Raw genomic sequence first — 24,424 nt, forward strand, 5'->3', positions numbered from 1 at the left:
GAAATGTGCGCTGTGCGAAACCGCTGCGACGCCTTGGCGAAATGGCGATCGCCACTACATCGACTTGACCGAGACCACTTCCACAAAACGAAACTTCTTCCTGGCTGCCTTGGTAGCTTCTTGCTCGGCTACAAGGGTGCTGAGCGTGTCAGCCTCATGAATGATCTCGTGCATCTGCCCTTCGAACTCATTGCCCACGCGCAGTGTGACCCTGAGCCTCGGGGTAAAGCCTTTTGAGGTTTTCTGTTGCTTTTTGGGCGTTGCCTTTGGCGGTATCACGACTGCCGGAACGGGTTCTGGCTGAGGGTCAGCTTCCGTCGACACTGCGGGCACAGATACGCCGAATAGCGCCTGTCGCATCTCTTCTTCCGTCAATTCGGTGTTCATACTGTTTCTCAGGGGGGATTCAGGAAAGGCTTGGCCGCGATTGAAGCCATTGCTCGTGGCCGTGGGTCATATATTAACTGAGCGCAAACATCTGCGTTCTGTTGTCTTTTTTCGCGGGTGGCTACATGGCCCAAGCGGATTGGTCTCGTTGAGCGTGACGGCCCGCACCAGCGCAAAACATCATAAAAATAGATGATCTTAAAAAATCACATAATAACAATATCTAATAATTAGCTTATTCCAAAAAAGACTTTCCCTCGGGTTTTTTATAGGAATATCTTCACTTCACAGACCGACCCCAAACCTGGCGGAGGACGTACCCCCGACCACCAGGAGCCTGCAAAAGGCTAAATGGACCGATCTCGACATGCCAGACCTCGCCGCCCCGCTGCCCCTCAAGCACTTCCACCTGTCACTGCTGACCAGTTCGCTGCTGCTCGCTGCGGCGCCCTCCTTCGCCGAACCCGCTACGCAAGACGCCAGGCTCGGTACCGTCACCGTGATCTCCACCGGCCTGCGTGGTCAGGCGCGCACCGTGGCCGACAGCCCGGCGCCGATTGATGTGATCAACAGCGAGCAACTGCTCAAGACCGGCCGCGCGGAGTTGTCCGAAGCGATTGCCAAATTGCTGCCGTCGTTCAACTTCGGCACCAACATCGCCGGCTACAACTCGGTGACCCGCCCGCTGAGCAACCGCAGCCTCGGCCCCGCCTACACGCTGGTGCTGGTCAACGGCAAACGCCGCCACAACGGCGCCACGGGCCAGCGCGGGTCCATCGACAACAGCGGTGCGAATGCGGTGGACATCGACTTGATCCCGGTCAGCTCGGTGGACCATATCGAAGTGCTCAAAGACAGCGCAGCGGCCCAGTACGGGTCCGATGCGGTGGCGGGTGTGATCAACATCATCCTCAAGACCGGCAGCAGCGGCGGTCACCTGGAAACCAGTTACGGCCAGTTGTTCTCCGGCCAGGGCGAGACCATCAAGGTGGCCGGCGACCAAGGCTTCACACTGGGCGATGGCGGCTTTTTCCACCTGTCGGCGGATGCACGCAAACGTGGCGAAGCGTCGTGGAACGACAAGGCCGACGGCAGCGTCAGGGCCTTCAACGATCCGGCCAAGGAAGCCGCCTGGGACCGCGTAGCGATCAAGAACGGCGACCCCGACCTCAAGGCCTTCAACCTGGCCTATAACGCCGAACTGCCCCTGGAAGACCTGACCCTGTACTCATTCTCCACCTACGGCGAGCGAGACGCCGAGGCCGCCAACTACTTCCGCCTGCCGACCGGCCGGGCCGCCGTGCCCGAGGTGTTCCCCGACGGTTACTACCCGTTGAACAACATCAAGGACCGCGATTATCAACTGCTGTTCGGCGGCAAGGGCCAGGCAGCCGAATGGAACTGGGACCTGAGCACCACCTACGGGCGCAACAATGTGCACCACTCCAGCGACCTCAACATCAACCCGTCCCTGGGCACCGCATCACCGACCAAATTCGACAACCTGGCGACCTTTCGCTTCGAGCAGTGGGTCAACAACCTGGATTTCACCCGCCGCTACGACAGCCTGTTCAACCTGACTTCGCCGGTGCAGGTGTCGGCCGGACTGGAACACCGCTGGGAGCACTTCAGCACCTTCGCCGGCGACCCCGAGGCCTATATCACCGGTTCGTACCCGGCGGCATCGGGTGCCCAGGCGGCGGTGACGATTCGTCCGGAAGACGAAGTCAGCCTGATCCGCAACAACTACGCCGGCTACCTGGACCTGGGCTTCGACCTGACCGAACGCTGGTTTCTCGACGTCGCCGGGCGGGTCGAACATTACGACGACGACTCAGGCAACACTTTCGGCCTGAAAGTGAACTCGCGCTACGAACTCACCGACAGCGTGGCCGTGCGCGGCACTGTCGGCACCGGTTTCCGTGCGCCGTCCCTGACCCAGATCGGCTACACCGTGGCCGACAACCGCGTGTCCACCGACGTGAACGGCAACGTAGTGCCCGCCGTCACCCGCCTGACCCCGTCGGGCAGCAACCTGGCCAAGGCGTTGGGCGGAGATGACCTCAAACCGGAAAAATCGCGCAACCTCGGGCTGGGCCTCACCTGGCAACCGGCACCGCGCACCAGCATCACCGCCGATGCCTACCTGATCGACATCGACGACCGCATCGCCCTGACCAGCAATATCTACGACCAGGGCAACGGCGTGATCAACGGCATCCTCACCGGCCAAGGCGTGCCCTCGGGCACCTGGGTCAACTATTACACCAACGCCTTCGATACCCGCACCCGTGGCCTGGACGTGGTCGCCGACCACACCACACCGCTGGATACCTGGGGCGAAGTGCGCTGGAGCCTGGGTTTCAACTGGAACAAGACCACCATCGAAGGCACCCGCGACACACCGAATGCGCTGGCCAATTCCGGCGTGACCCTGGTGGGCCGCGACCGCGAAGGCGACCTGACCGAAGCGTCGCCCAAGACCAAATGGATCCTGGGCGCCAACTGGAAGGTCGAGGACCTCGCAGTCAACCTGCAAACCAGCCGCTACGGCGCGGTCAAGACGCTGGCGGTCAACCCCACGGGCGACCGCAGCTTCGGCGCCAAATGGATCACCGACCTGGACGTCAGCTACACCTTCGTCGACCAGATCACCGTGAGCATCGGCGGCACCAACATCTTCGACGTGCGCCCCGACCGGCACGCCGTCTACAGCAACCTGGGCCTGGCGCCCTACGGCAACCCGCCGTTCTACCCCGGCGGCGGCTACTGGTACACCAAGCTGGCCTACGACTTCTAAGCCAATCGCCATACGAGGGCATCCCATTGAACACCTCCAACTTGATGAGCCGTCTATTGGCCCCTTGCGCCCTGGCATTGAGCCTGGCCGCCTGCTCACCTTCGGGCAGTGACAGCCAGGTCGGCAAGACCCTGAATATCGCCTTCTTTGGCGACAACACCACACTGGTCAGCGTCGACCCATTCCAGGTCTATTGGCTGGAACACCGGGTGTTGCTGCGCAATGTCGCCGAGTCGCTGACCGACCAGGACCCGCAAACCGGCAAGATCATTCCCTGGCTGGCCAACAGCTGGGAAGTCAGTGACGACGCGCTCACCTATACCTTTCACCTGCGCGATAACGTCACCTTCAGCAATGGCGAGCGCTTCAATGCCGTGGCGGTCAAAACCGCCTTCGACAGCAACAAGGCGCTGGCCGCCGAGTTGCCGGCCACCTTCGGCGCCACCTATCTGGCGGGGTTCGACCATGCCGAAGTGGTGGATGACCTGACCGTCAAACTGGTGCTGGCCAAACCCAACGCCGGGTTCCTGCAAGCCACGTCCACCACCAACCTGTCGATCCTGGCGCCCGCCTCTTATGCGCTCAGCGCCAAGGAACGCTCGCTGGGCAAGATCATCGGCACCGGGCCGTTCGTGCTGGCCAGCTACACCCCGGAAGTCGGCGCGCACCTGACCAAGCGCAAGGGTTACGCCTGGGCCTCGGCGAATATGAAAAACCAGGGCGAAGCGCACCTGGATGCGGTGGACGTCACCTACATCCCCGAGGAAAGCGTGCGCAACGGTCTGTTCCTGCAAGGCAAGGCCGACATCCTGTGGCCGCGCAACCCGTTCTCCGAGGTCGACCTGAAGCTGTTCCAGTCCAAGGGCGCGACCATCCAGAGCCGTTCGCTGCCGGGGCCGGCGTTGAACCTGTATCCCAACACCCGTGACGGCCGCGCCCTGGGCGACAAACAGGTACGCCTGGCCCTGCAAAAAGCCATCGACCGCAAGAGCTACGCCAGCACCGTGTACAACGCTGAATTCCCGGTGGTGGACGGCATCTATGACGTGACCACGCCTTACTTCAAAAGCCAGGGCGCCAAGCTGGTGTATGACCCGGCGGGTGCGGAGCGCCTGTTGGATCAGGCAGGCTGGGCCAAGGGCGCCGACGGTTACCGCAGCAAAAACGGCAAGCGCCTGAGCCTGAGCTACAACATCAGCCCGGCTGAAACCGCAGGCGACGTACTGATCCAGGATCAACTGCGCAAGGTCGGCATCGAGTTGAAGCTCAGCGTGGTCACCCGCGCCGAGTGGGTCGCCAACAACTCCGCCGGTAACTATGACCTGACCATCAACTACATGACGCGCGCCGACCCGATCATCCTGCAAACCATCCTCGATCCGCGCACCGCCAACAGCTCGACCCTGGCCACCAACCTCTACGAACCGGCGGTACTGGACACCGCCAAGGGCCTGTTCGATGCCGGCATCACCGCCACCCAAAGCCAGCAACGTGCAGCAGCCTACGGCGCCCTGCAAGACCTGCTGGTGGATGAGGGCTCGGCGTTCCCGGTCTACGAGCGCGTGTGGCAGGCGGCGACCTCATCCAAAGTGAAAAACTTCCGCTGGACCGCCGAAGGCTTTGCGCTGCTGGGTGATATCGAGGTCGATGCACCATGAGCCGCTACTTGATCGGCCGGGTCGGCCAGGCGCTGCTGGTGCTTTGGGGTGCGTACAGCATCACTTACTTCATCCTCTACCTGCTGCCGGGCGACACTTTGTCGATCATGCTCAGTGCGTCCGGCATGGAAGCCGACGCGCTGTCGGTGGAAGACCTGGCCAAGGCGCGGGCCTATTACGGGCTGGATAAAGGCCTGTTCGAGCAATATATCGACCTGCTGCTGGGCGCGTTGCACGGTGACTTCGGCCTGTCACTGTCGCTCAACCGCCCGGTGGCCGAGTTGCTCGCCGAACGCCTGCCCCAGACGCTGTCCCTGGCGGGGCTGGCGATTGTGCTGTCGCTGCTGGGCGGCATCGGCCTGGCGTACCTCACCGCGTATATCCGCTGGCAACCGTTGAAAAAAGCCCTGGCGCGCTTGCCGTCCCTGGGCTTTTCGGTGCCGGTGTTCTGGATGGGTTTGCTGCTGATCCAGGTGTTTGCGTTTGGCCTGGGTTGGTTTCCCGCCACCGGCAGCCGGGGCTTCGAAAGCCTGGTACTGCCGGCGATCACCCTGGCGATCCCCAGTGCGGCGGTATACGCCCAGGTGCTGCAACGCAGTTTTCAGGGCGTGTGGAAAGAAGCCTATATCGTCACCGCCTACGCCAAAGGCCTGAGCCGAGGCCAGGTGCAGGCCCGCCATGGGTTCAGGAATGCCGCGCTGCCCATCCTTACGCTGATCGGTTTGCAGGTGGGCAATACCGTGTCCGGCGCCGTGCTGGTGGAAACCATCTTCGCCCGCTCCGGCATCGGCCGCCTGGCCCAGGAAGCCGTGCTGCGCCAGGACATTCCAGTGGTGCTGGCCATCGTTGCCGTGTCGGCGGCGGCCTTTGTCCTAGTGAACCTGCTGGTGGACCTGCTTTACCCGTGGCTCGACCCGCGCATCTCCCACACGCCCAAGGTGTCCTAGACCATGACGACGCTTACCCACAAACGCGTGCGCAGTGAAACCCTCTGGCGCCGCCGCAGCCCCTGGCAACGCGCCACGGCGACCCTGCTGCCCTTGTTGCGCCGGCCGGGGTTCAGCCTGGCGGTGCTGGTGGTGCTGTTCTCGCTGGTCGCCGCCGTGGCACCGCACCTGCTGAGCAGCTTCGACCCTTACGCCACCGCCCCCGCCGCCAAGCTCACCGCGCCTAACCTGAACCACTGGTTCGGCACCGATGAACTGGGCCGCGACCTGTTTACCCGCGTGGTCTACGGCGCGAGCCTGTCGGTGCTGGCAGCCTCGCTGGCGGTGGGGATCGCACTGGTGGGCGGACTCGGGCTGGGCGTCTTGTCCGGGTTTGCCGGTGGCCGTCTCGATGCGGTGATCATGCGCGTGGTCGATGTGCTGCTCGCCCTGCCCGGCCTGCTGCTGGCCCTGGCGATCGTCACGGCCATCGGTTTTGGCACCGTGCCGGTGGCCATCGCGGTGGGCATCGGCATTATTCCGGGCTTTGCCCGCACCACCCGCGCCGAAGTACTGCGGGTGAAAACCCTGCCCTATGTAGAAGCCGCACGCCTGGGCGGTGCCAGTTGGGGCCGCACCTTGCTGCGACACATCCTGCCGAATGCCTGGGGCCCGGTGGCGGTACTGGCCACCCTGGATTTCGGCGCGGCAATCCTCGCCACCGCAGGCTTGAGTTTCCTCGGTTTCGGCGCCGCGCCACCGGCGGCGGAATGGGGCACCTTGATCGCCAACGGCCGGCACTTCCTGATCACCGCACCGTGGGTGTCCTTGCTGCCCGGCCTGTTCCTGGTGGCGGTGGTGTTCAGCCTCAACCATATCGCCCGCACCTTTGAGGAGATCCAGCGATGAGCGCGCTTTTGATCGATGTACGCCAACTCAGTGTCGATTACCGCGCCAGCGGCCAGGTCAATCCGGCGGTGCGTTCGCTGTCGTTTTCCCTGGCGAAGGGCGAAACCGTGGCGATTGTCGGCGAGTCCGGCTCGGGCAAATCCACTCTGGCCAACGCCATTCTGGGCCTGCTGCCGGACAACGCGCAGATCAGCGCCGGGCAACTGTGGGTCGACGGCCATAACCTGACCCACGCCAGCGAACGCCAGAAACGCAGCCTGCGCGGCCGCACCATCGGCCTGGTGCCCCAGGACCCGATGGTCAGCCTCAACCCCACCCTGCGCGTCGGCCAGCAGATTGCCGAGGCGTTGATCCTGGCCAAGGGCAAGCGCTACCCCGGCGTCGATGCGGATATTGTCGAGTTGCTGCAACAGGTGGGGATCGACAAACCGGTACTGCGTGCGCGTCAGTATCCCCATGAACTCTCCGGCGGCATGCGCCAGCGCGTGCTGATCGCCATCGCCCTGGCCGGTAACCCGCGCCTGATCATCGCCGACGAACCCACCAGCGCCCTCGACGTGACCGTGCAGCGCAAGATCCTCGATCACCTGCAACGACTGGTCAGCGAGCGCGGCATTTCGCTGCTGATCATCACCCACGACCTCGGCGTAGCCACTGACCGCGCCGACCGCATCCTGGTGATGCAGCACGGCGAGGTGGTGGAACAAGGCCCGCCAAAGCAGATCCTGGCCCAGCCCAGCCACGACTACACCCGCGCCCTGATCGCCGCCGCGCCCGCCTTCGCCAGGCGTCGCGAACCGTTGATCAATCTCGACCTGGGGCGCCAGCCGATCCTGAGCCTGCACAACGTCGGCAAGACGTTCGCCCTGCCCAAGGTCAAGGGCGAGGCGTCGACTTTCCTGGCCCTGGAGGGTCTCAACCTGGAGGTCTACCCCGGCCAGACCCTGGCTATCGTCGGCGAGTCCGGCTCGGGCAAGAGCACCGCGCTGCGCATCGCCCTCGGCCTGGAGAAGCCAAGCCAGGGCCGGGTGAGGTTCGAACAGCAAGACGTCACTGACCTCAGTTGGCGCGACTTCCGCCCATTGCGCCAGCGCCTGCAATTGGTGCAGCAAAACCCTTTCGCCGCCCTCGACCCGCGTTTTACGGTGTTCGACAGCATTGTCGAACCGCTGGTGTCGTTCGGTTTGCTCAAGGGCGCGGCGCTGGAGCAGGCGGCGCGGGCGTTGATCAGCCGCGTGCATTTGCCGGTGAGTTTCCTCGACCGCTTGCCCCGCGAGCTGTCCGGCGGGCAGTGCCAACGTGTGGCCATCGCCCGCGCCCTGGCGTTGAAACCCGACCTGCTGCTGCTGGACGAACCGGTCAGCGCACTGGATGTGTCGGTGCAGGCACACATTCTCGACCTGCTGCAGGAACTGCAACGGGACATGGGCATTGCCTATGTGCTGGTGTCCCATGACCTGTCGGTGGTCGCCAACTTCGCCCATGAGGTGCTGGTGCTGCGTAATGGCCGCGTGGTGGAACAGGGTTCGGTGGAGCAGATCTTCAACCGCCCGGCCACCGCGTACACCCGCGAACTGATTGCGGCCATCCCTGGCCAGCTGCTCAAGGCGACGGCCGCCTGAGGCGCTCCTCAAGCATACGGTTTGGGGAGGAAGCAATTGCTAACACCTTTGAATTCATTACAGGGGAATCAAACGTCACGGTTGCTCACTCACTTCAACAGCCCCGTCGATAGAACCAAAACTGGGCCCCCATGAATGATTGAGGTTGAGAGGTAGAAATTCGTGACCCTACTGACTAGCAGCGCCCCCCGGAATACAGGGCAAGTACTGCCACAGCCTTTCGTGGCCGAGCCCACACTGGTCCCGTCACCCGCCACCAGCACAGCTTTACACGCGACCGACCAAGCCCTTGGCGAAACTCCCCAGGCCAAGGGCGACAAGGACCTCGCGGGGGTGTTTGCCAAAACCTCACATGAACTCGTGAAGACCGGGCTTTCATTTGACAATACCGATTACCTCGACGAGATTCCGCCTGATTCAACCTTCGGACAATGGTGGACACACCTACACAAACTGCTTAAAAACCCACAGTTCGTGGGTTGGGCGAAAGGCAAACATATCGACCTTTCCAAGCCTCTGCTGATCAGCTCCTTCGGCCGTCTGACCGCGATTGCCAGTGGCCAGCACCAAACCTTCGGAGCGTTAGATAAGGACCCCTTATGGGACATGGCCGTGGCACCAGTGCTACGGACGGCGGGCGTGGTGGAGGCGGGTAACTCCCCCCTGGTAATCACGCCGGGCAGTCCCACCAGCGCCCCCTTTCAGGTCGTGGCGAATTTCTATGGCGAATGGGGCAATGTGAGTGCTGTGCGAGCCAACGAGTTGGAGCGGACCCAGACCTTCAGAAAAAACGCGGCTAACGATCCGGACAGTCACATGACCCCAACGGCCAGTCTGGATCGCCTGGCCATGGAAAAAACTGCGCTGGGCGACGTTGAGGACATACACACGTTGTCCTCTAGGTTGAAGCAACTCCAGTACAACGGCGCCAGCCAAATCGAAGGTGCGTTGACGAGTACCACGATGGATGTGGATCCGGACTCGTCATTCGGCCAATTGAGCGAGTTGGGTATCACCATGCCCCCTACACTCGAACAGTTTATTCTTGCAAACAATTGGAACCTGCCAAAAACACCGGCAGAACTCGACAACTTAATACAGGTCATCAACAGTCCACCGCTGCCCGTGTCAACGCTTGGCACTCTGGGGGGAGCCCTGTCATGGCCAGTGCCGCTGAAGACGTACGAACAAAAAGCGGTTTACAGTCACTTCTACTACAACCTGAATCTGCCAAGCCTTATCGAAAATGGTCTTAAAAAAGACCCACGAGGTGCCTTGGGTTACCTGGCAAAAAACATCCAATTTTCTAGCAGCGAATTGCGCAATCCTCTTCAAGTCATAGAGAAAATACTCAATACCCCCAAGGCTCGCGAACTCGAGTCTGCCCTGCAAGCAAAAATGGGCGACCAATGGAAAACCAGCTCCTCCCATGACTGGGTCTTGACTGCGATCGCGACAACCTTGGACACAGAGAGCCTTTTTCGTCCAACTCTCAATCATGTGGCAGGTTTCAACCTCGCAGACTACCGCTTCAGTGGGCAGCCCCTGACAACGATCAAACAGGAACTCGCCGACCATCTCGTACAGCTCAACCGAGCATCGCAAGAGCTGGCCCCTGTTGCTGCGCACCTGCTGCTGGCGCGTGCGGCGCCCGAGCTGCTGGTTCAAAATATTCCCAATCACGTGACTTACGGGTCCGCCGCGTGGGTAGCGCTCAAGGCAGCGGTGGCGCGCATCGAAACCTACAGCCCTGGCGCCACCGCGCAGATGACCTTTGCTCAGGTGTCCGCACTGGACGCCAAGGATCCGATTACCGCTTCCGGCCAAGGAATTCAGGAAGCCAAATCAGGCTTGGCTCTGATCGAATGGGGAAAACTGCACGGCACACTCGTGCCCCGAGAAGACGGCAACTATGCTCAGGCACATATCGACCAGACGAAAAAAGCGTTTCAGGACAAAATTACAGCGTTGCAAACGTCACTCGAACACCTTGCCACCAAGGTGCCCACCCAACGCGATATTGGATTGGACGAACTCAAGAAGAAGTTTGGCGCCGAACTTCCTTACGAACTCAAGTGTTTCAGGGATAACAGCCCTATAGGAAGAGGCAGCGGCAACCTTGCCAGCCCCACACAACCCACCTTCTCGTTGTTGGATTTTTACCTAACCAATCCTGAGTTGAATAGATTTTCAAACTGGGTATCAGATGACAGTCGGTTTCCCACCGGCATGATCGCTCAACTGTCGAGCCTGCCCAACCCAAAATCCAAACATGAGCGAGCGTTTGACACGTACAAACAAAACGTTATCGACGCGCACACCATCGTGATAAAAAACCAGATTTCCAGACTGCCCCCAGATGATCGAAAAAATCTCGAGTTCGGTAAAATTCGAGTCTTTACCGAAGGTGAGGTCAAAAAGTCACGTTTGGTCCTTCCCGGTTCTACACACGACCACGAAGATCGCTATCCAGTCCAACCCCAGGACAAACGGGCGCTTATTTTCCAGACCGAGCGTGACGGCAATCTGGAGTTTTATGAAATGTCATCGCAAAAAGGGCAAATAACCAAGCGCGACGACCTGAAAAAAAACTTCAAGGAAGGACCTCAAGGCAATTGGGTCGAAATCCCTAGCCTTTATGGCAAAGCCTGGAAAAACACGGCTATCTATGAACGCACCCCATCGGTGGACCAGGCCGCTAAACAAGCAGCCAGCCCCCTACCGGTCACTACACCCGCTTCGTTCACCAGCCCACGCAGTCACTATATTGGTGAACTCGTCGCCTCCCATAGCAACCCCGCATCGCTCTTTAATACTATGTTTGAGTTGACCAAGGCCATCACGACATTTGATGAAGAGAAAGCCAAGGAAAACGCAATAACCAATATCATCTTCGGCCTGATACCTGGGGCCTCCGCCGTCAGGAAATTGATCAACGGCGACCCGCTGGCCGCGATTGGTGATCTGTGTTTTGATGCCGTCATGTACCTGACAGGTACGGCCTTTACCAAAGGCGGCAGCGCGCTCCGTAGCGTCGGAAGTACCAGGGCGGCAAGCGCTGCGAGCAGGCCATTTGGCCGAGGTGTGCTGGGAAGCGCCCCGCGCCTGCCTGTCAGCACTCGACCCATTGCGCCTGGCGCAAAATTCCCGCACATCCGTCAGGTGCAACAAAGTGCGATGAACAACGCGCAGATGAAGGAATTCGTCAAAAGGGCGGATATCGCTGAAGGGACCTATCAGGTGGGCACGAGCACTGAGCGTATCAAAGCGCTAGCGATGCGCGATCAGAACACAGGTCACTGGTTCCATTATGACGCTGGCAAAGCGCGCCCGTACGGAGCAAAAATTGACAAGTTTTCACCGCAGACACATCGACCGGTTTCAACTATAGCCTCTGCACCTTCGGCCCCGCTCAATCACTTCGAGAAAAGTCTGCAAGCCGATAACGTTGTACAAATGGGCGGTCCAATGAAGGACCTTAAGATGGTCGCTAACGAAATGCATACGTATGTTGATGTATACAAAGGAGTGGACCGTCTTAACATCGTTGCCCACGGACACCCCCGTAACGTGGCTGACAAAATATTCGGCAGGGGCACTCATGTCGTGATTGAGGGTAAACCCTATTCTGCTCGGGAACTGGTGACGTTATTGAACAGCAAGGGGGTTGATCCCTCGCTGTACAACAACATCAGGCTTTTGGTGTGCTATTCCGGTGAAGGGCGAAGCCATGCTTTTGGTCGATTGCTCCAACAAGAAGTCCAGCGCCCCGTCAAAGCGTTTGAAGGCAAGGTGAGCATGACTTTCGGCTCTACCGAAATGACCAGCAAGCGACGCACGTTAATGACGGCAACACAAAATATGTATCCGCAAGCCTCTCCCAGTATCGTCGAGCAAGTGTCAGACACGATATTACGAAACAAATTTATCGGTCAGATAACGCCAACCATCGCTAAAGCTCACGGCAGTGTCGTCAAGATCAATGTGGCAGATGTAGGCGCGCCGCCGGTGTTCACCGATAGCCTTATTTCTTACAAACCGGTGTATTTCCACTAAGGCCAGCCGTTCACTCGGCCGAGCGCCCCCCCACGCTCACACCCACCAACGGATAGGCATCACCCCTCCACCTATCACTGTTTGGCGTGCTTGACCTGCACCTCAGGCATCGCCGAAGAGTGATGATTCAGAATCTTCCACTGGCCGCCCACCTGCTCATAAACGAAGGTGTAGCGCGCCTGCACCTGGCTGACCTTACCCTTCGCGTCAGTCAGGGTGAAGGTGTAGACCCCGCTGTCCATGGCCACGTTAGTGCCCAGTTGGCGGATTTCACGGTAGTTGATCTGGCCAACCGGCTTGAGCGCCAGGAAGTGATCGAAGTAGTCCTTGATCTGGTCCGGCGTGGTGCGTACCTGGTTGGACACGGTCGGCTGCAATACCGCGCCCGGCGCATAGAGGTCGACCACCGACGTGACGTTGCCGGTCTGCAGGGCGCTGTTCCAGCGGTCGAACAAACCGGCAATCTCCCGGTCCTTCACATTGGCGGGCGCCTGGGCCACCTCGCGGTAGACATAGGGTGACGTTTCAGCGGCCTGAACAAACGGAACGCTCAAGGCAAACATCAGGGCGATTGCTGCGGGCTTGAATTGCATGGGGAGACTCCAGTGGTGTTCGTTGAGCCCACTTTGCCAAACCGAGCATGGCGCGCCATCGGCCAATCGGAGTCATTTACCTATGCCATTTGGCAGATAGCCGCCAAGGCGTTTAACCATGTTTAATAGACGCCCCGCCCTCCCTGCATCGCTGGAGCATCACCCATGCATAACCTGCCCCACGACCCCGGCAGCGCCTTGGCCATGCGCGCGCATTTGCGCCAATCGCAAAGCCGCACGGCGCGGCTGCGGCTGTTGGTGGATACCGGACAGGAGCTGAGCCAACTGGCCCCCGACGCCATGCGCGAACGCGTGCTCGTGCGCGCCTGCGCGTTTCTTGCGATGGACCACGGCCTGCTGCAGGAATGGGACACCGAAGGGGCCGTCCACACCACGGCAAGCCATGGCAGCCCGGCGCGCCTGAACGGCCTGGCGGCCCTCGCCGACCGCGACCTGCGCGCACCACGCTGGCAGGAACAGCCGCACAGCGTGCTGCAAGTGCCATTGTGCGGCAGTGACGGCCAGGCTTTTGGCCTGCTGGTGCTGGGCAACAGCGTCAGCCTGCGGGCGCCGGAGCACGAAGACAGCGAATCCCTGCAACTGCTCGCCACCCTGCTGGCTGCGCACCTGGAAAACGATCGGCTGTTGACCACCCTCAAAACCCGCGACAAGACCCTGTCCGACCTGGTCAACCGCCTGTTCCGCGCCCAGGAGGACGAGCGCAAACGCGTGGCCTACGACCTGCACGATGGACTGGCACAGACTCTCGCGGGTTTGCACCAGCGACTGCAAGGCTTTGCCGGCCGCTGCCCCGCACTGCCTGACGCACTCGCCGCCGATTTGCAGGCGATCCTCACCCTGGCGCAGCACTGCGTCGGTGAAGGCCGGCAATTGATCGCCGGCCTGCGCCCCACGGTGCTGGATGATTTCGGCCTGTTCAAAGCCCTCGACAAGGAAGCCGACCGCCTGCGCGACGCGGGCATCAGCGTGGTGTGGCAGGCGCAGTGTGAAACGCGCCTGGCCAGCCAGGTGGAGATCGCGCTGTTCCGGATCGGCCAGGAAGCCATCAACAATGTCCTCAAGCATGCCCACGCAAGCCGGGTGCACTTGACCCTGGCGTTGCACGACAGCCAGGCATCCCTGCGCGTGGACGACAATGGCAAAGGCTTCACTTGCGCGCCATTGCGCGATGACGCCCAGCACCTGGGCCTCGCGACCATGCAGGAGCGCGCCAGCCTGCTGGGCGGTAGTTTCACCTGCGTCAGCGCAGCCCACAGCGGTACCCAACTGCACGCCCGCGTGCCGGCCCATTTGCCTGGAACCCCTCAATGACCCACGTCCTGCGTCTCGTGCTGGCAGACGATCATGAAGTCACGCGCACCGGTTTTGTCTCGCTGCTGGCCGGCCTTGCGCAGTTCGAGGTAGTCGGTCAAGCCAGCGATGGGCTGCAGGCGGTTGAGCTGTGCGAACAGCTGCTGCCGGACATCGTCATCCTCGACATCCGCATGCCCGGGCTCAACGGCTTGGGCGCCGCGCGTTTGCTGCAAGAGCGCCTGCCGGCGGTGAAGGTGGTGATGTTCACCATGGACGACAGCCCCGAATACCTGGAAGCGGCGATGAATGCCGGCGCCGTCGGCTACTTGCTCAAGGACGCCAGCCGGGCCGAGGTGATCGACGCCCTGCAACAGGTGGGCGCCGGCGGCGAAGCGCTCAACACGGCGGTCAGCGCGCGACTGTTGCGCCGCATGACCGAACGCCAGGCCAGCGGCGCAGCCCCCAGCGAAAACCTCACCCCCCGCGAGCGCCAGGTACTGGGCCTGGTGGCCAACGGCATGAGCAACCGCGCCATCGGCGAACAGTTGGGGATCACCACCGGCACCGCCAAGGCCCATGTGGAGCGCGTGATCGGCAAGCTCGGCGCGGCTGACCGGACCCAGGCTGCCGTGCGCGGCATCGCCCTGGGCCTGGTGACGTCACCATGAAGCGGCGTTGGGCTGACCTGCCGCTGCGGGGCAAGGCGCTGGTGGTGATCTCGCTGCCGCTGGTGGTGCTGTTGCTGTCCCTGGTGCTGATCTACACCACCGAACGCCAGACCGCCCGCGCCGAAGAAGACGTGCGCCGCGTGTTGCGCGTGCAAGGCGATATCCAGGCCGTGCACACCCTGCTCGCAGAAGCCGCCGCCAGTGTGCGCGGCTACCTGCTCACGCACCGTGAAGACTTCCTGCCCAGCTACCTCAACGCCGGGCCACAGATCGAGTCCGCTCTGCGCCGGCTCGACCGCAACGTGCGTGATCCACGGGTGCGTGAGCAACTGAGCGCCATCAAGCCGCTGATCGAAGGCAAGGTCGACGGCCTGGAAGAGATGCTCAAGGACCGCGACGCCACACCGCAATCGATCAGTACCATCCTGATCAGCAACAAACACATCCTCGATGCGTTGCGCCAACACATCAGCACCATGCTCACCCTGGAGGAATCGTTGCTGGCCGAGCGCAGCGCTGCGGCGGCCGAAACCCGTCAACGGTTGCTGCTGTCCACCTGGCTGGCGGCGATCTGCGGGCTGTTTGGGGCGATTGTTGCGGTGCTGTTCCTGTCCAAGGGCATTGTGGCGCGGGTGCAGAACGTGCAACGCAATGCCCAGCGCCTGGCCCTCGGCTCGCCCCTGCTGCCGCAACCGCCGGAACACGATGAAATCGGCCAGTTGGGCACCAGCCTGGTAGAAGCCGGGTTGCTGCTGGCCGAACGCGAGCGCGCCTTGCGTGATAACGAAGAACGCCTGCGGCTGATCATCGACGGGGTCAAGGACTACGGGATCTTCGCCCTCGACACGGCGGGCCATGTCACCAGTTGGAACAACGGCGCCGAGCGGATCAAGGGCTATACCGAGCAGGAAATCATCGGGCAGCATTTCTCGGTGTTCTACTTGCCCGAGGAATGCCCGCAGCACCCGGACATGGCGCTGCGCGAAGCCACCCTTAATGGCGATTACACCGAGGAAGGCTGGCGCTGCCGCCAGGACGGCACGCGGTTCTGGGCCAGCGTGGTGATCACCGCCCAGTACGACGGCACCGGCGCCTTGCGCGGCTTTTCGAAGATCACCCGCGACATCACTGACCGCCGCGCTGCGGAAATCGCCCTGCGCAAGGCCCGTGAGGAAGCCGAGCGCGCCAGCCGCGCCAAAAGCGAGTTTCTGTCGCGTATGAGCCACGAACTGCGCACCCCACTCAACTCGATCCTGGGCTTCGCGCAGTTGCTGGACATGGACGCGCCCAAGGCGCAAAAGGCCGACGTCGGGCATATCCTGCGCGCCGGCCAGCATCTGCTGACGCTGATCAACGAAGTGCTGGACATTGCCAAGATCGAGTCAGGAAGCCTGGCGTTGAATATCGCGCCGATCCCGCTGGCGGAGGTCTTGCAAGAGGCGCTGTCGCTGGTCTCGCCGATGGCTGCCGACGCCGGCATTCGATTGCAGCCATTACCGGACTTGGCGGCGGACGTGGGCATCGTGGCCGACCGCCAACGCCTCACACAGGTGCTGCTGAACCTGCTGTCCAATGCAATCAAATACAACCCGCGCGATGGCGAGGTCAGCATCGAAGTCGTCGTTGATGGCCCGCGTATCGGCGTGTCGGTGTGTGATACCGGCCACGGCATTGCAGCGGACCATATGGGGCAACTGTTCAAACCGTTCGAGCGCCTGGGCGCCGACCCGAATGTGGAAGGCAGCGGCCTGGGCCTGGCCCTGAGCAAAAGCCTGCTGGAAAACATGGACGGCCACCTCAACGTGCAGAGCCAGGCTGGCATTGGCTCACGCTTCACCTTGGAACTGCCGTTCACGCGCGTGGCGCCATTGCAGCGCATCGCCACGCCCGTCATCGACACGCAGGCGCCGCGCCCTGCCCCCACGGCCTGCGCGCACCTGGGCAAGGTCTTGTGCATCGAAGACAACCTCTCCAGCCTGGCGCTGATCGAAACCCTGCTGCAACGCCGACCGGGGATAAAACTGCTGTCGAGCATGCAAGGCCAACTGGGCCTGGACCTGGCCGCGCAGCACGCGCCGCAGTTGATTCTGCTGGATGTGTGCCTGCCGGACCTCGACGGCGTGAAGGTGCTGCAACGCTTGCGTCAATCGCCGATCACCCGTGACACCCCGGTGCTGATGATCACCGCCGACGCCAGCGACCTTACCCGCCAGGCCTTGCAGGCAGCAGGCGCAACCGCCGTGTTGAACAAGCCGATCAACGTGCCCGCGTTTCTCGCCCACCTCGACCAGTCTTTTATGGAGCCCATGTGAACCTCGACCTGCGCATTCTGATCATCGACGACCAACGCCCGAACCTGGACCTGGTAGAGCAACTGCTCGCCCGCGAAGGGCTGACCAACGTGCTGAGCAGCACCCAGCCGCTGCGCACCCTGGAGCTGTTCAACAGCTTCGAACCGGACCTGGTGATTCTTGACCTGCACATGCCGCAATTCGACGGCTTCGCGGTGCTGGAACAACTCAACCGGCGCATCCCCCAGGGTGAATACCTGCCGATCCTGGTCCTTACCGCCGACGCCACCCGCGATACGCGCCTGCGCGCCCTGGCCCTGGGCGCCCGGGACTTCATCAGCAAACCGCTGGACGCGCTGGAAACCATGCTGCGGGTGTGGAACCTGCTGGAAACCCGAGTGCTCTACAAGACCCTGCGCACCCTGGTGCCCGCCGAGCACATCGAGTTGTTGCAAAGGCGCCAGGCAACGGGCACTCTGCCCGCCGCCGGGGACAACCCGGCTTGACTTCCCCTCGGTTCATGCACTTCAAGGACGATCCGCACATGGCGGCTTCAAACAAATGGCTGATGTCGTCAGTCGCGTATTACCTGGATTTTTTCACCGTCCCCCTGTTTGTCGGCCTGGCGCTCTGCCTGGCGCCGCTTGAGCCGCTGCAACTGCTCGCGGGCCTGCTGGCCTGGACACTGGTGGAGTATTCGGCGCATCGCTTTCTGTTCCATTCGCTGTATCGCCACGAGCACTGGACCCACCATGTGGATGTGCTGGCCTATATCGGTGTATCGAGCTGGAAAACCAGTTCCACCTTTGCGGCGTTACTGCTGCTGGCCTGGTACACCGGCCTGACCTCGGCGTTTGTCGGCGCGGTCACGGGCTACTTCTATTACATCTCGGTGCACTACGTGATGCACCGGCCGGCGCATTGGGCCTACGGGTTTATTCCAGGGTTGGTGGCCAATCACGATCTGCATCATCGCAAAGGCATCGAGAAGAACTTCGGCGTGTCTTCGCCGCTGTGGGACCATGTGTTTCGCACGTATGTTCGCGCAGACCGTGCCTGAACCGCCGCTGAGCTATTGTTTTTATCACGAATCAATCTAGCGCTGCGTACACCTGCGTTCTCAACCTTATCTACGCTCTAGCCCGTGCCAGGAGGCGCATTGAAGAGTCCATGACGGACCCACTGTCTCCTGGCGCCTGATGCCTAGGAGATAACGATGAGAAAGGAAACCCATCGCCCCCGGCCTGGGTTCGGCTGTGCGCTGTTTGGCGCGTTGCTGAGCCCCCTGGTCGTCGCGGCCCCCACGCTGTCTACGCAAATACCCTTCGATGTCACGGCGACGCCGCCGTTTTCCCTCACCAGCCTGCAAGCCAACTTCGACGAGATGTCATGGCAGACGTTTATTGCGCTGAACTGGCCGGTGCTGGCCGATGGCAAGCCCAATACCGGTGTGCAGATCGGCCAGCAGGACGCGGCCACGGTGTGGGAGAGCTACAAAGAGAGCTATCAGATTTTCCTGCCCCAAGGGCAGAAACCAGCGGCCTGGCAGGCGCCCGCCAACGTTCCGGCAGCCTGTGAGGGCAAAGGCTCGGGACGCTTGTTGCAGCAAATGGGCAAGGTGCCGGATGTGCTGGACGAGTTTATCCAACCGTTTCAAAGTGGCCCGCTGGTGGACCAGAGCGGCGTGTACACACGCAATGAAATCGTGGTCAACCAATCGATGTTCGACGGCATCGTCAACAATGGCCTGTACAGCATCCAGGGCCAGCAGGCGTTTTTTGCCGCCAGCCCGACCAATGCGGTGGCGTTCAGTTGTGGCAACCCGGCCACCAGTGACGTGGGTTCGCTGATGGTCAAGGCGTCGTGGAAGGTGCTGGACGGCAACGACCAGCCTGGCAGTTTCCATACCGTTGATGCCCTGGTGTATACGCCGGGCAACAGCGACCCGAGCAAGGGGCCGGTGGTGGCCGAGTCCTGCGTTGCCGAGCCGGTGGGGCTGGTGGGATTGCATATCGTGCACAAGACCACCAGCGCGCCGCAGTGGGTGTGGTCGACCTTCGAGCACGTCGACAATGTGCCGGAGAAAACCACGCCGCCCGCCGAGCGCAAAGGCCCGTATTTGTTCTACAACGCCAGCAGCCATGCCGAGGTCAACCAGCCGCCACCCCGGCCGTGGAACCCGGCGGTAAAGGCCACGCCATCGCAGATCGTGCGTGAAATCCCTTTGACCGACGAAACCAAGGCCCTCAACACCACCTACCAAAACCTGTTGCGCACGGTTAATCCCAATAGCGTATGGGCCAATTACCAGTTGATCAGCACCCAGTGGCCGACCCTCAGCGGCCAGCCCCCGTGCCAGATCTCGGCCACCAAGCCGTTGGGCAACCCGGCGCCGTCATTCCTCGCCAATGCCACGCTGGAGACCTATATCCAGGGCACCGTGCCCCAGGCGTCGTCGAGCTGCATTGCGTGTCACGGCAATGCGGCCACCCACGTGACGCAATCACCGCGCACCAGTTTCGCCGACTTCACCTACCTGCTCGAACGCGCCCAATCCACCGGTGTGACAAGGAGTCAGCCATGAGTACCGACCTGGACAATTTCACCGGCCTGAGCGTGGTGCTCACCGGCATCAATCAGGAACTGTTGGCGCCATCGGTCGACCCCATCGGCCTGCCCAGCACCTTTCTCGATTTCATCGGCCCACGCCTGGGGCAAACCGTGCTCAGCGCCCTGCTCGCCCAATACGCCGCGCTGGTGAGTGAGCAGAAGACTGCGCAGCAAATCGGCACGGCCATCCTGATGCAGAACGGCCAACCCGCCGCGACACAAACCGCCCAGGCAGCGCGGGCGATCATGAAGTTGTGGATGCTCGGCGTGTGGTATCAGCCGTACACCCAAGGCGCATTCCCAGTGAACGAGCAAACCGTGGTCAGTGATGAGGCCTACACCCAGAGCTGGGCGTGGAGCATCGCCCAGGCTCACCCGATGGGCTACAGCGAGTTTTTCTTCGGCTACTGGAACAGCCCGCCACCGAGCCTGGAAGACTTCACCGGGGTCACCGCCAGCCCACAGCCAGGAGCATCGTCATGAGCAGCGAACAAGCAGATGTCGTGATCGTCGGTGCGGGCCTCGCGGGCAGCATCATTGCCTACCAACTCGGCCTGGCGGGGGTGAAGGTGCTGGTGCTGGAGTCCGGCCCGGAAGTCCCGGCCAACCGTAACCAGTACCTGCAGCGGTTCTACACCGCCACGCTGAAGACCCCCGAATCGCCCTACCCGCCGGTCAGCACGCTGAGCCCGGCACGCAACCCGGCCGAACAGAACGCGCCACGGGCGACGATTGCCGACCTGATCCTGGGCTGGGACAACCCCGAGGTCAGTTACCTGGTGCAGAAAGGCCCGCTGCCATTTACCAGCACGTATGAACGGGTCGGCGGCGGCACCACCTGGCATTGGGTCGCCACGTGCCTGCGCATGTTGCCCAATGATTTCCGGATGAAGTCGCTGTACGGCGTGGGCGTGGACTGGCCCATCGGCTATAACGACCTGCAAAGCGCCTATTGCCGCGCCGAAGCGGAAATCGGCGTGGCGGCCAACGTCGCCGACCAGGCCTACCTGGGCATCACCTTCCCGACGAACTATGAATACCCGATGACCAGCATTCCGTTGTCACTGGTCGATGGCAGCTTCGTCAGCGCGGTGCAGGGCCAGTCATTCCAGGGCTTGCCGCTGGTGGTCAGCCCGACGCCGGCCGGGCGCAACTCGCAGCCGTATGCCGGGCGCCGGGTGTGCGCGGGCAATACCAACTGCACGCCGATCTGCCCGATCCAGGCCAAGTACGACGCCACGGTGACCCTGAACAATGCGCTCAACACCGGCAATGTACGGGTGCTGTACAAAACCGTGGCGAGCAAGGTCACGGTGGCAGCGGACAAGACGGTCAGTGGCATCGAGTTTATCCAGTACCAGTTGGGTGATGGACCGGCCACTGGCACGGGCGTCGCGGTCGGCCAGCGTTATGTGATCGCCGCCCATGCCATCGAGACGCCCAAACTGCTGCTCAACTCCACCAGCAGCGCCTGGCCCAAGGGTGTGGCCAACAGCAGCGGCCAGGTCGGTCGTAGCCTGGCGGACCACCCGATCTACCTGGCGTGGGGCTTGATGCCCGAAGGCAAGACGGTGTTCCCGTACCGTGGCCCGGTGGCCACCTCCGGCATCGAAAGCCTGCGCGACGGTGCCTTTCGCAGCCAGCGCGCAGCGTGGCGGATCGAGATCGGCAACGAGGGTTTCAACTGGCCGATCGGCGACCCCTACACCACCGTCGCCGACCTGATCGACGGCACCAACGTCAGCCGCACCAACCCGTTGCCAAACGCCACGGGCGCGCCCCAGGTGCTGTTCGGCACGGCGCTGGTACAGCAGCTGAACAACTTGCTCACCCGGCAATTTCGCGTGGGCTTTTTGGTGGAACAAGTCGAGGACGATCCGAACAACGCCAACTGCTACATCGTGCCGTCCAGCCAGTACCAGGACCGCCTGGGCATCCCGCGCCCGGAAATCCACTACGACCTGTCGGACTACACCAAGGAAGGTTTCAAGCAGGCGCGGATTCTCGCCAGCCATGTCATCACCGAACTGCTCGGCGCCACCGAACTGACGGCCGACATCAAGCCGGGGCTGTTTGACTACCAGGGCGAGTCGTACTCTTTCCAGGGCGCCGGCCACTTGATGGGCACCTACCGCATGGGCGCGGACCCGGCCACCTCGGTGGTCGACAAGTACCAGCGCAGTTGGGACCACAACAACCTGTTCCTGGTGGGCGACGGCGTGTTCCCCACCACCGGCACCTCCAACCCGAGCCTGACCATCGCCGCGCTGTCGATCCAGGCCGGCGACACGCTGTGCAACGACCTCAAGGCCGTCACCGTGCAGGTGCAAGCGAACCAACCATGGCAAGGCACTGGCGTGCAGATCAACGGCCCAAGCCCGCGCCTGGTGCGCTATGTCAGCGGCCAATGGCTGGCCAGCCCGGTCGGCGGCATGGTCGATGGCAATGGCAGTCCGGGGTTGATCGCCAAGGCGGGCTACACCCTGCCCGGTGCCAATGAAGGGGCGCTGATTGGGCGTGTGGGCAACAGTGGCGCGCCATTTCTGGTGGGGGATCTGGCCGAGATTCCGCCGGGGCAGACCGGGGAATTGCAGCTGTGCATCAACGATGACCTGGAGGGGCGGTATGGGATTGGGCTGGGGGATAATCAAGGTGCGCTGACGGTGCGGGTCGAGTTCGGTACCGCGTAAACAACCAGGGCTGCGAGCGTGGTCAGCTCGCAGCCCTGGTGCCCTCAGGCACTCGGCATGCAGGTCCTTGACGCTTCACATTCTGTAGCTATGGTCACGTTCATCCCCGTCCAGCTGTTTCTTTTCTTGCTTGGTCAGCGGCTCTTGCAGGTCTATATAGCGCTCACGGACACGCTGCTCCATTTCACGCACATACGGTTCATCCTCGATAGCGACCATGAACAGCCGAAGGGGCAGCGCGCCGGTCTCGCCACTGCCCAGGATCCGCAGCGCGTCATCAATGGTGTCGAACGGCTCACCGATCTGCGAATTGGCGTCACACAGGCCAAAACTGATAAAGCTCGCCCAATCCCAACCCGTCTCGCGCACGTCGACGGGCAGGTAGGTGCCATCCGGGTTTTTGCCCGCTGTGAGCAACAGTTGCTCCAACGCTTGAGCAGAGCTGACCGTTGGAACCGCAGTGGCCAATTGCAGGTTCGCAGACTCATGGTAGAACAGGTAGTAACCGCCCCGCGGCAACTTGGACAGCTTGGGTAGCTGGCCTTTTTTGCTGCCCACATCGGCGACCCAGTCCTTGGCCCGCTTGGCCTGCAAAAGCACGGCTTTGCGACAGATCAGGCCACCGATATTCAACGAGATAATGACGCCAAGGTCGGCCCCTAAACGGCTTTCTTCCGGCTTGCCCGCCAGTTGCAGCGTGCCAAGGAAAGACTGGGACATGGGGTAGCCGAATTTTGGAACCTGTTTGGACGCCCAGTTCCCAAGCCAGTGTTCGACGTAGGCACTGAACCGGCCGTTCAACAGGTCCTCAATGGCCGCTGCGCTGTTCAGAAACCTGGCCATTTCCTGTTGGCACTGAAACATCGCCCAGTAGATCGCCCAGAGCACATCGATGGACAGGTGGGTGGGTGAAGTCGCCAATTGACTCAGCAGTTGCCACTGATCGGCAGTGTGACCACATTGCAACAGCTGACGGGCGGGGTCGCGTTGCATGTTTGCCGCAGCCAGCCTGGCGCTGGCCGCGACAATATTGGGAAAGCCGCCCGTCACCGCGACGCCGAAGTGATCCCGATTGGCGCGTTCGCGAATGCCTTCGGCGCGCTTGCGCCACTTGGCATAGGCGGCCACGTCCGGTGTTTTCTGAAAGACCAGTTGCCCCAGGCAGTCGTGGGCTTGTGGCATTTTCATCTCGCGCACCAGGTCCATCACCCGAGCCAAGGTTACGGCGAAATCAGGCGCCAGCCATCCATTGCCTTTCGCAGCTGCCAACGCCTCTGTCGCGGCCAACTCGAAGTCCTTCAACTGGCGCTGGGATCTGAGAAGCGTCGCCAATAGTTCCTTGAGTTTGAGCCGTTCCTCGTGCTGGCCGGCGACGTACCGGTTGTGCTCGTCAATGTCGCGGTTGCGTTGTGCCGTGATGGCCGGCTCATCGAAAGCCAGGATCGCTTGCTCATGCTGGAGCCGGGCGGCCTTGAGCTCAACGGACGCCTGATGCGTATCCAACGGGCTGAGCAGCCAACCGAAGCCGTGCCCTTCACCTTTCTGCCGATCAAACTGCTGTTGGCACTTGTGCACGCACGCCTGGGTCGGAGCCAAGGCTTCGGTGCGCTCCCTTTCGGCGCTGCGTAAACTCAGGCGGTCGATAGCGGCAATGCTGGCTTGAGCCTGGCGGATTCGCTCGGACAACACCGTCAGGGTCTGGCTGAGCGCAAGGGAAAAGGTGTTGCTCTGGACCCTGACATCTTTACGGGGCGACGTTTGGAGCATGGTCATGAATGACTTCCTGGTCGAACGATCTGCATGCGCAATAGTAACCATACGGGTGCCGAAGTCGACATTGCTTGCACACCCGCAACAGTCCTTTGTCATCATCGCCATTGATAGCCCCCTAACGAAACCC

General features: G+C 61.8%; 17 protein-coding genes. 14 read left to right on the forward strand and 3 right to left on the reverse strand.

Going from position 1 to position 24,424, the window contains the following annotated elements:
* Positions 1-54: 54 nt before the first annotated feature.
* The gene (locus NDJ82_RS13355; RefSeq protein ID WP_099584268.1) at positions 55-387 is read right to left on the reverse strand and encodes a hypothetical protein; all 333 of its coding nucleotides are present in this window, start codon (positions 385-387) and stop codon (positions 55-57) included.
* A 367-nt stretch (positions 388-754) separates the two neighbouring features.
* On the opposite strand from NDJ82_RS13355, the gene NDJ82_RS13360 reads away from it, so the two are divergent.
* The 6 genes from NDJ82_RS13360 (at position 755) to NDJ82_RS13385 (ending at position 12,358) form a co-directional block, all read left to right on the forward strand.
* Positions 755-3,187 (forward strand): TonB-dependent receptor plug domain-containing protein, encoded by a 2,433-nt coding sequence (locus tag NDJ82_RS13360; RefSeq protein WP_250925664.1) that lies wholly within the window; start codon positions 755-757, stop codon positions 3,185-3,187.
* Between the two features lie 44 nt (positions 3,188-3,231).
* Positions 3,232-4,845 (forward strand): ABC transporter substrate-binding protein, encoded by a 1,614-nt coding sequence (locus tag NDJ82_RS13365; RefSeq protein WP_178075345.1) that lies wholly within the window; start codon positions 3,232-3,234, stop codon positions 4,843-4,845.
* A complete protein-coding gene (locus NDJ82_RS13370) occupies positions 4,842-5,792 on the forward strand; it encodes an ABC transporter permease (protein WP_112195172.1) in 951 nt (316 codons plus the stop codon). Before NDJ82_RS13365 ends, NDJ82_RS13370 begins: the two co-directional genes overlap by 4 nt.
* A 3-nt stretch (positions 5,793-5,795) precedes the next feature.
* Positions 5,796-6,680 carry an ABC transporter permease gene (locus NDJ82_RS13375; RefSeq protein ID WP_250925665.1) on the forward strand — a complete coding sequence of 295 codons (885 nt, stop codon included), beginning with the start codon at positions 5,796-5,798 and terminating at the stop codon, positions 6,678-6,680.
* Entirely contained in the window at positions 6,677-8,302 is a 1,626-nt protein-coding gene (locus NDJ82_RS13380; protein ID WP_250925666.1) for a dipeptide ABC transporter ATP-binding protein, read from the forward strand. The genes NDJ82_RS13375 and NDJ82_RS13380 overlap by 4 nt, the downstream gene beginning before the upstream one ends.
* Before the next feature lie 333 nt (positions 8,303-8,635).
* A complete protein-coding gene (locus NDJ82_RS13385; protein WP_250925667.1) occupies positions 8,636-12,358 on the forward strand; it encodes a hypothetical protein in 3,723 nt (1,240 codons plus the stop codon).
* 74 nt (positions 12,359-12,432) lie between these two features.
* On the opposite strand, the gene NDJ82_RS13390 is transcribed toward NDJ82_RS13385, so the two are convergent.
* A complete protein-coding gene (locus NDJ82_RS13390; RefSeq protein ID WP_099584262.1) occupies positions 12,433-12,951 on the reverse strand; it encodes an SgcJ/EcaC family oxidoreductase in 519 nt (172 codons plus the stop codon).
* A 165-nt stretch (positions 12,952-13,116) separates the two neighbouring features.
* Here NDJ82_RS13390 and NDJ82_RS13395 point away from each other — a divergent pair, with 165 nt between their 5' ends.
* The 8 genes from NDJ82_RS13395 to NDJ82_RS13430 all read left to right on the forward strand — a co-directional run bounded on the left by NDJ82_RS13395 (position 13,117) and on the right by NDJ82_RS13430 (position 22,524).
* On the forward strand, positions 13,117-14,283 hold the full coding sequence (locus NDJ82_RS13395) for a sensor histidine kinase (RefSeq protein WP_250925668.1): 1,167 nt from the start codon (positions 13,117-13,119) through the stop codon (positions 14,281-14,283).
* Complete coding sequence (locus NDJ82_RS13400; RefSeq protein ID WP_250925669.1) at positions 14,280-14,933, forward strand: response regulator; 654 nt, start codon at positions 14,280-14,282, stop codon at positions 14,931-14,933. Before NDJ82_RS13395 ends, NDJ82_RS13400 begins: the two co-directional genes overlap by 4 nt.
* Positions 14,930-17,245, forward strand: a complete 2,316-nt coding sequence (locus NDJ82_RS13405) for an ATP-binding protein (RefSeq protein ID WP_099584259.1) — start codon at positions 14,930-14,932, stop codon at positions 17,243-17,245. Before NDJ82_RS13400 ends, NDJ82_RS13405 begins: the two co-directional genes overlap by 4 nt.
* Positions 17,242-17,730, forward strand: coding sequence for a response regulator (locus tag NDJ82_RS13410; protein ID WP_099584258.1), 489 nt, complete (start codon positions 17,242-17,244; stop codon positions 17,728-17,730). The genes NDJ82_RS13405 and NDJ82_RS13410 overlap by 4 nt, the downstream gene beginning before the upstream one ends.
* 38 nt (positions 17,731-17,768) lie before the next feature.
* Positions 17,769-18,284, forward strand: coding sequence for a sterol desaturase family protein (locus tag NDJ82_RS13415; protein ID WP_250925670.1), 516 nt, complete (start codon positions 17,769-17,771; stop codon positions 18,282-18,284).
* A gap of 156 nt (positions 18,285-18,440) precedes the next feature.
* Positions 18,441-19,808 carry a cytochrome C gene (locus NDJ82_RS13420; RefSeq protein ID WP_158878203.1) on the forward strand — a complete coding sequence of 456 codons (1,368 nt, stop codon included), beginning with the start codon at positions 18,441-18,443 and terminating at the stop codon, positions 19,806-19,808.
* Positions 19,805-20,317 carry a sorbitol dehydrogenase gene (locus NDJ82_RS13425; protein WP_250925671.1) on the forward strand — a complete coding sequence of 171 codons (513 nt, stop codon included), beginning with the start codon at positions 19,805-19,807 and terminating at the stop codon, positions 20,315-20,317. The genes NDJ82_RS13420 and NDJ82_RS13425 overlap by 4 nt, the downstream gene beginning before the upstream one ends.
* Positions 20,314-22,524 (forward strand): GMC family oxidoreductase, encoded by a 2,211-nt coding sequence (locus NDJ82_RS13430; protein ID WP_250925672.1) that lies wholly within the window; start codon positions 20,314-20,316, stop codon positions 22,522-22,524. The genes NDJ82_RS13425 and NDJ82_RS13430 overlap by 4 nt, the downstream gene beginning before the upstream one ends.
* A 75-nt stretch (positions 22,525-22,599) precedes the next feature.
* Here the strand turns inward: NDJ82_RS13430 and NDJ82_RS13435 are convergent, their stop codons facing one another.
* The gene (locus NDJ82_RS13435) at positions 22,600-24,297 is read right to left on the reverse strand and encodes a hypothetical protein (protein ID WP_250925673.1); all 1,698 of its coding nucleotides are present in this window, start codon (positions 24,295-24,297) and stop codon (positions 22,600-22,602) included.
* Between the last annotated feature and the right edge of the window lie 127 nt (positions 24,298-24,424).

Source organism: Pseudomonas sp. SR18 (genome assembly GCF_023701505.1).
In the GTDB taxonomy this organism is placed as follows: domain Bacteria; phylum Pseudomonadota; class Gammaproteobacteria; order Pseudomonadales; family Pseudomonadaceae; genus Aquipseudomonas; species Aquipseudomonas cyclaminis.

What these genes read in the sequence shown, in the direction of transcription:
- NDJ82_RS13395 (WP_250925668.1), top strand. Translation starts at nt 13,117, where the DNA reads ATGCATAACCTGCCCCACGACCCCGGCAGCGCCTTGGCCATGCGCGCG.
- NDJ82_RS13390 (WP_099584262.1), bottom strand. Translation starts at nt 12,951, where the DNA reads ATGCAATTCAAGCCCGCAGCAATCGCCCTGATGTTTGCCTTGAGCGTT.
- NDJ82_RS13415 (WP_250925670.1), top strand. Translation starts at nt 17,769, where the DNA reads ATGGCGGCTTCAAACAAATGGCTGATGTCGTCAGTCGCGTATTACCTG.
- NDJ82_RS13380 (WP_250925666.1), top strand. Translation starts at nt 6,677, where the DNA reads ATGAGCGCGCTTTTGATCGATGTACGCCAACTCAGTGTCGATTACCGC.
- NDJ82_RS13360 (WP_250925664.1), top strand. Translation starts at nt 755, where the DNA reads ATGCCAGACCTCGCCGCCCCGCTGCCCCTCAAGCACTTCCACCTGTCA.
- NDJ82_RS13435 (WP_250925673.1), bottom strand. Translation starts at nt 24,297, where the DNA reads ATGACCATGCTCCAAACGTCGCCCCGTAAAGATGTCAGGGTCCAGAGC.
- NDJ82_RS13365 (WP_178075345.1), top strand. Translation starts at nt 3,232, where the DNA reads ATGAGCCGTCTATTGGCCCCTTGCGCCCTGGCATTGAGCCTGGCCGCC.
- NDJ82_RS13375 (WP_250925665.1), top strand. Translation starts at nt 5,796, where the DNA reads ATGACGACGCTTACCCACAAACGCGTGCGCAGTGAAACCCTCTGGCGC.
- NDJ82_RS13370 (WP_112195172.1), top strand. Translation starts at nt 4,842, where the DNA reads ATGAGCCGCTACTTGATCGGCCGGGTCGGCCAGGCGCTGCTGGTGCTT.
- NDJ82_RS13400 (WP_250925669.1), top strand. Translation starts at nt 14,280, where the DNA reads ATGACCCACGTCCTGCGTCTCGTGCTGGCAGACGATCATGAAGTCACG.
- NDJ82_RS13405 (WP_099584259.1), top strand. Translation starts at nt 14,930, where the DNA reads ATGAAGCGGCGTTGGGCTGACCTGCCGCTGCGGGGCAAGGCGCTGGTG.
- NDJ82_RS13430 (WP_250925672.1), top strand. Translation starts at nt 20,314, where the DNA reads ATGAGCAGCGAACAAGCAGATGTCGTGATCGTCGGTGCGGGCCTCGCG.
- NDJ82_RS13355 (WP_099584268.1), bottom strand. Translation starts at nt 387, where the DNA reads ATGAACACCGAATTGACGGAAGAAGAGATGCGACAGGCGCTATTCGGC.
- NDJ82_RS13420 (WP_158878203.1), top strand. Translation starts at nt 18,441, where the DNA reads ATGAGAAAGGAAACCCATCGCCCCCGGCCTGGGTTCGGCTGTGCGCTG.
- NDJ82_RS13425 (WP_250925671.1), top strand. Translation starts at nt 19,805, where the DNA reads ATGAGTACCGACCTGGACAATTTCACCGGCCTGAGCGTGGTGCTCACC.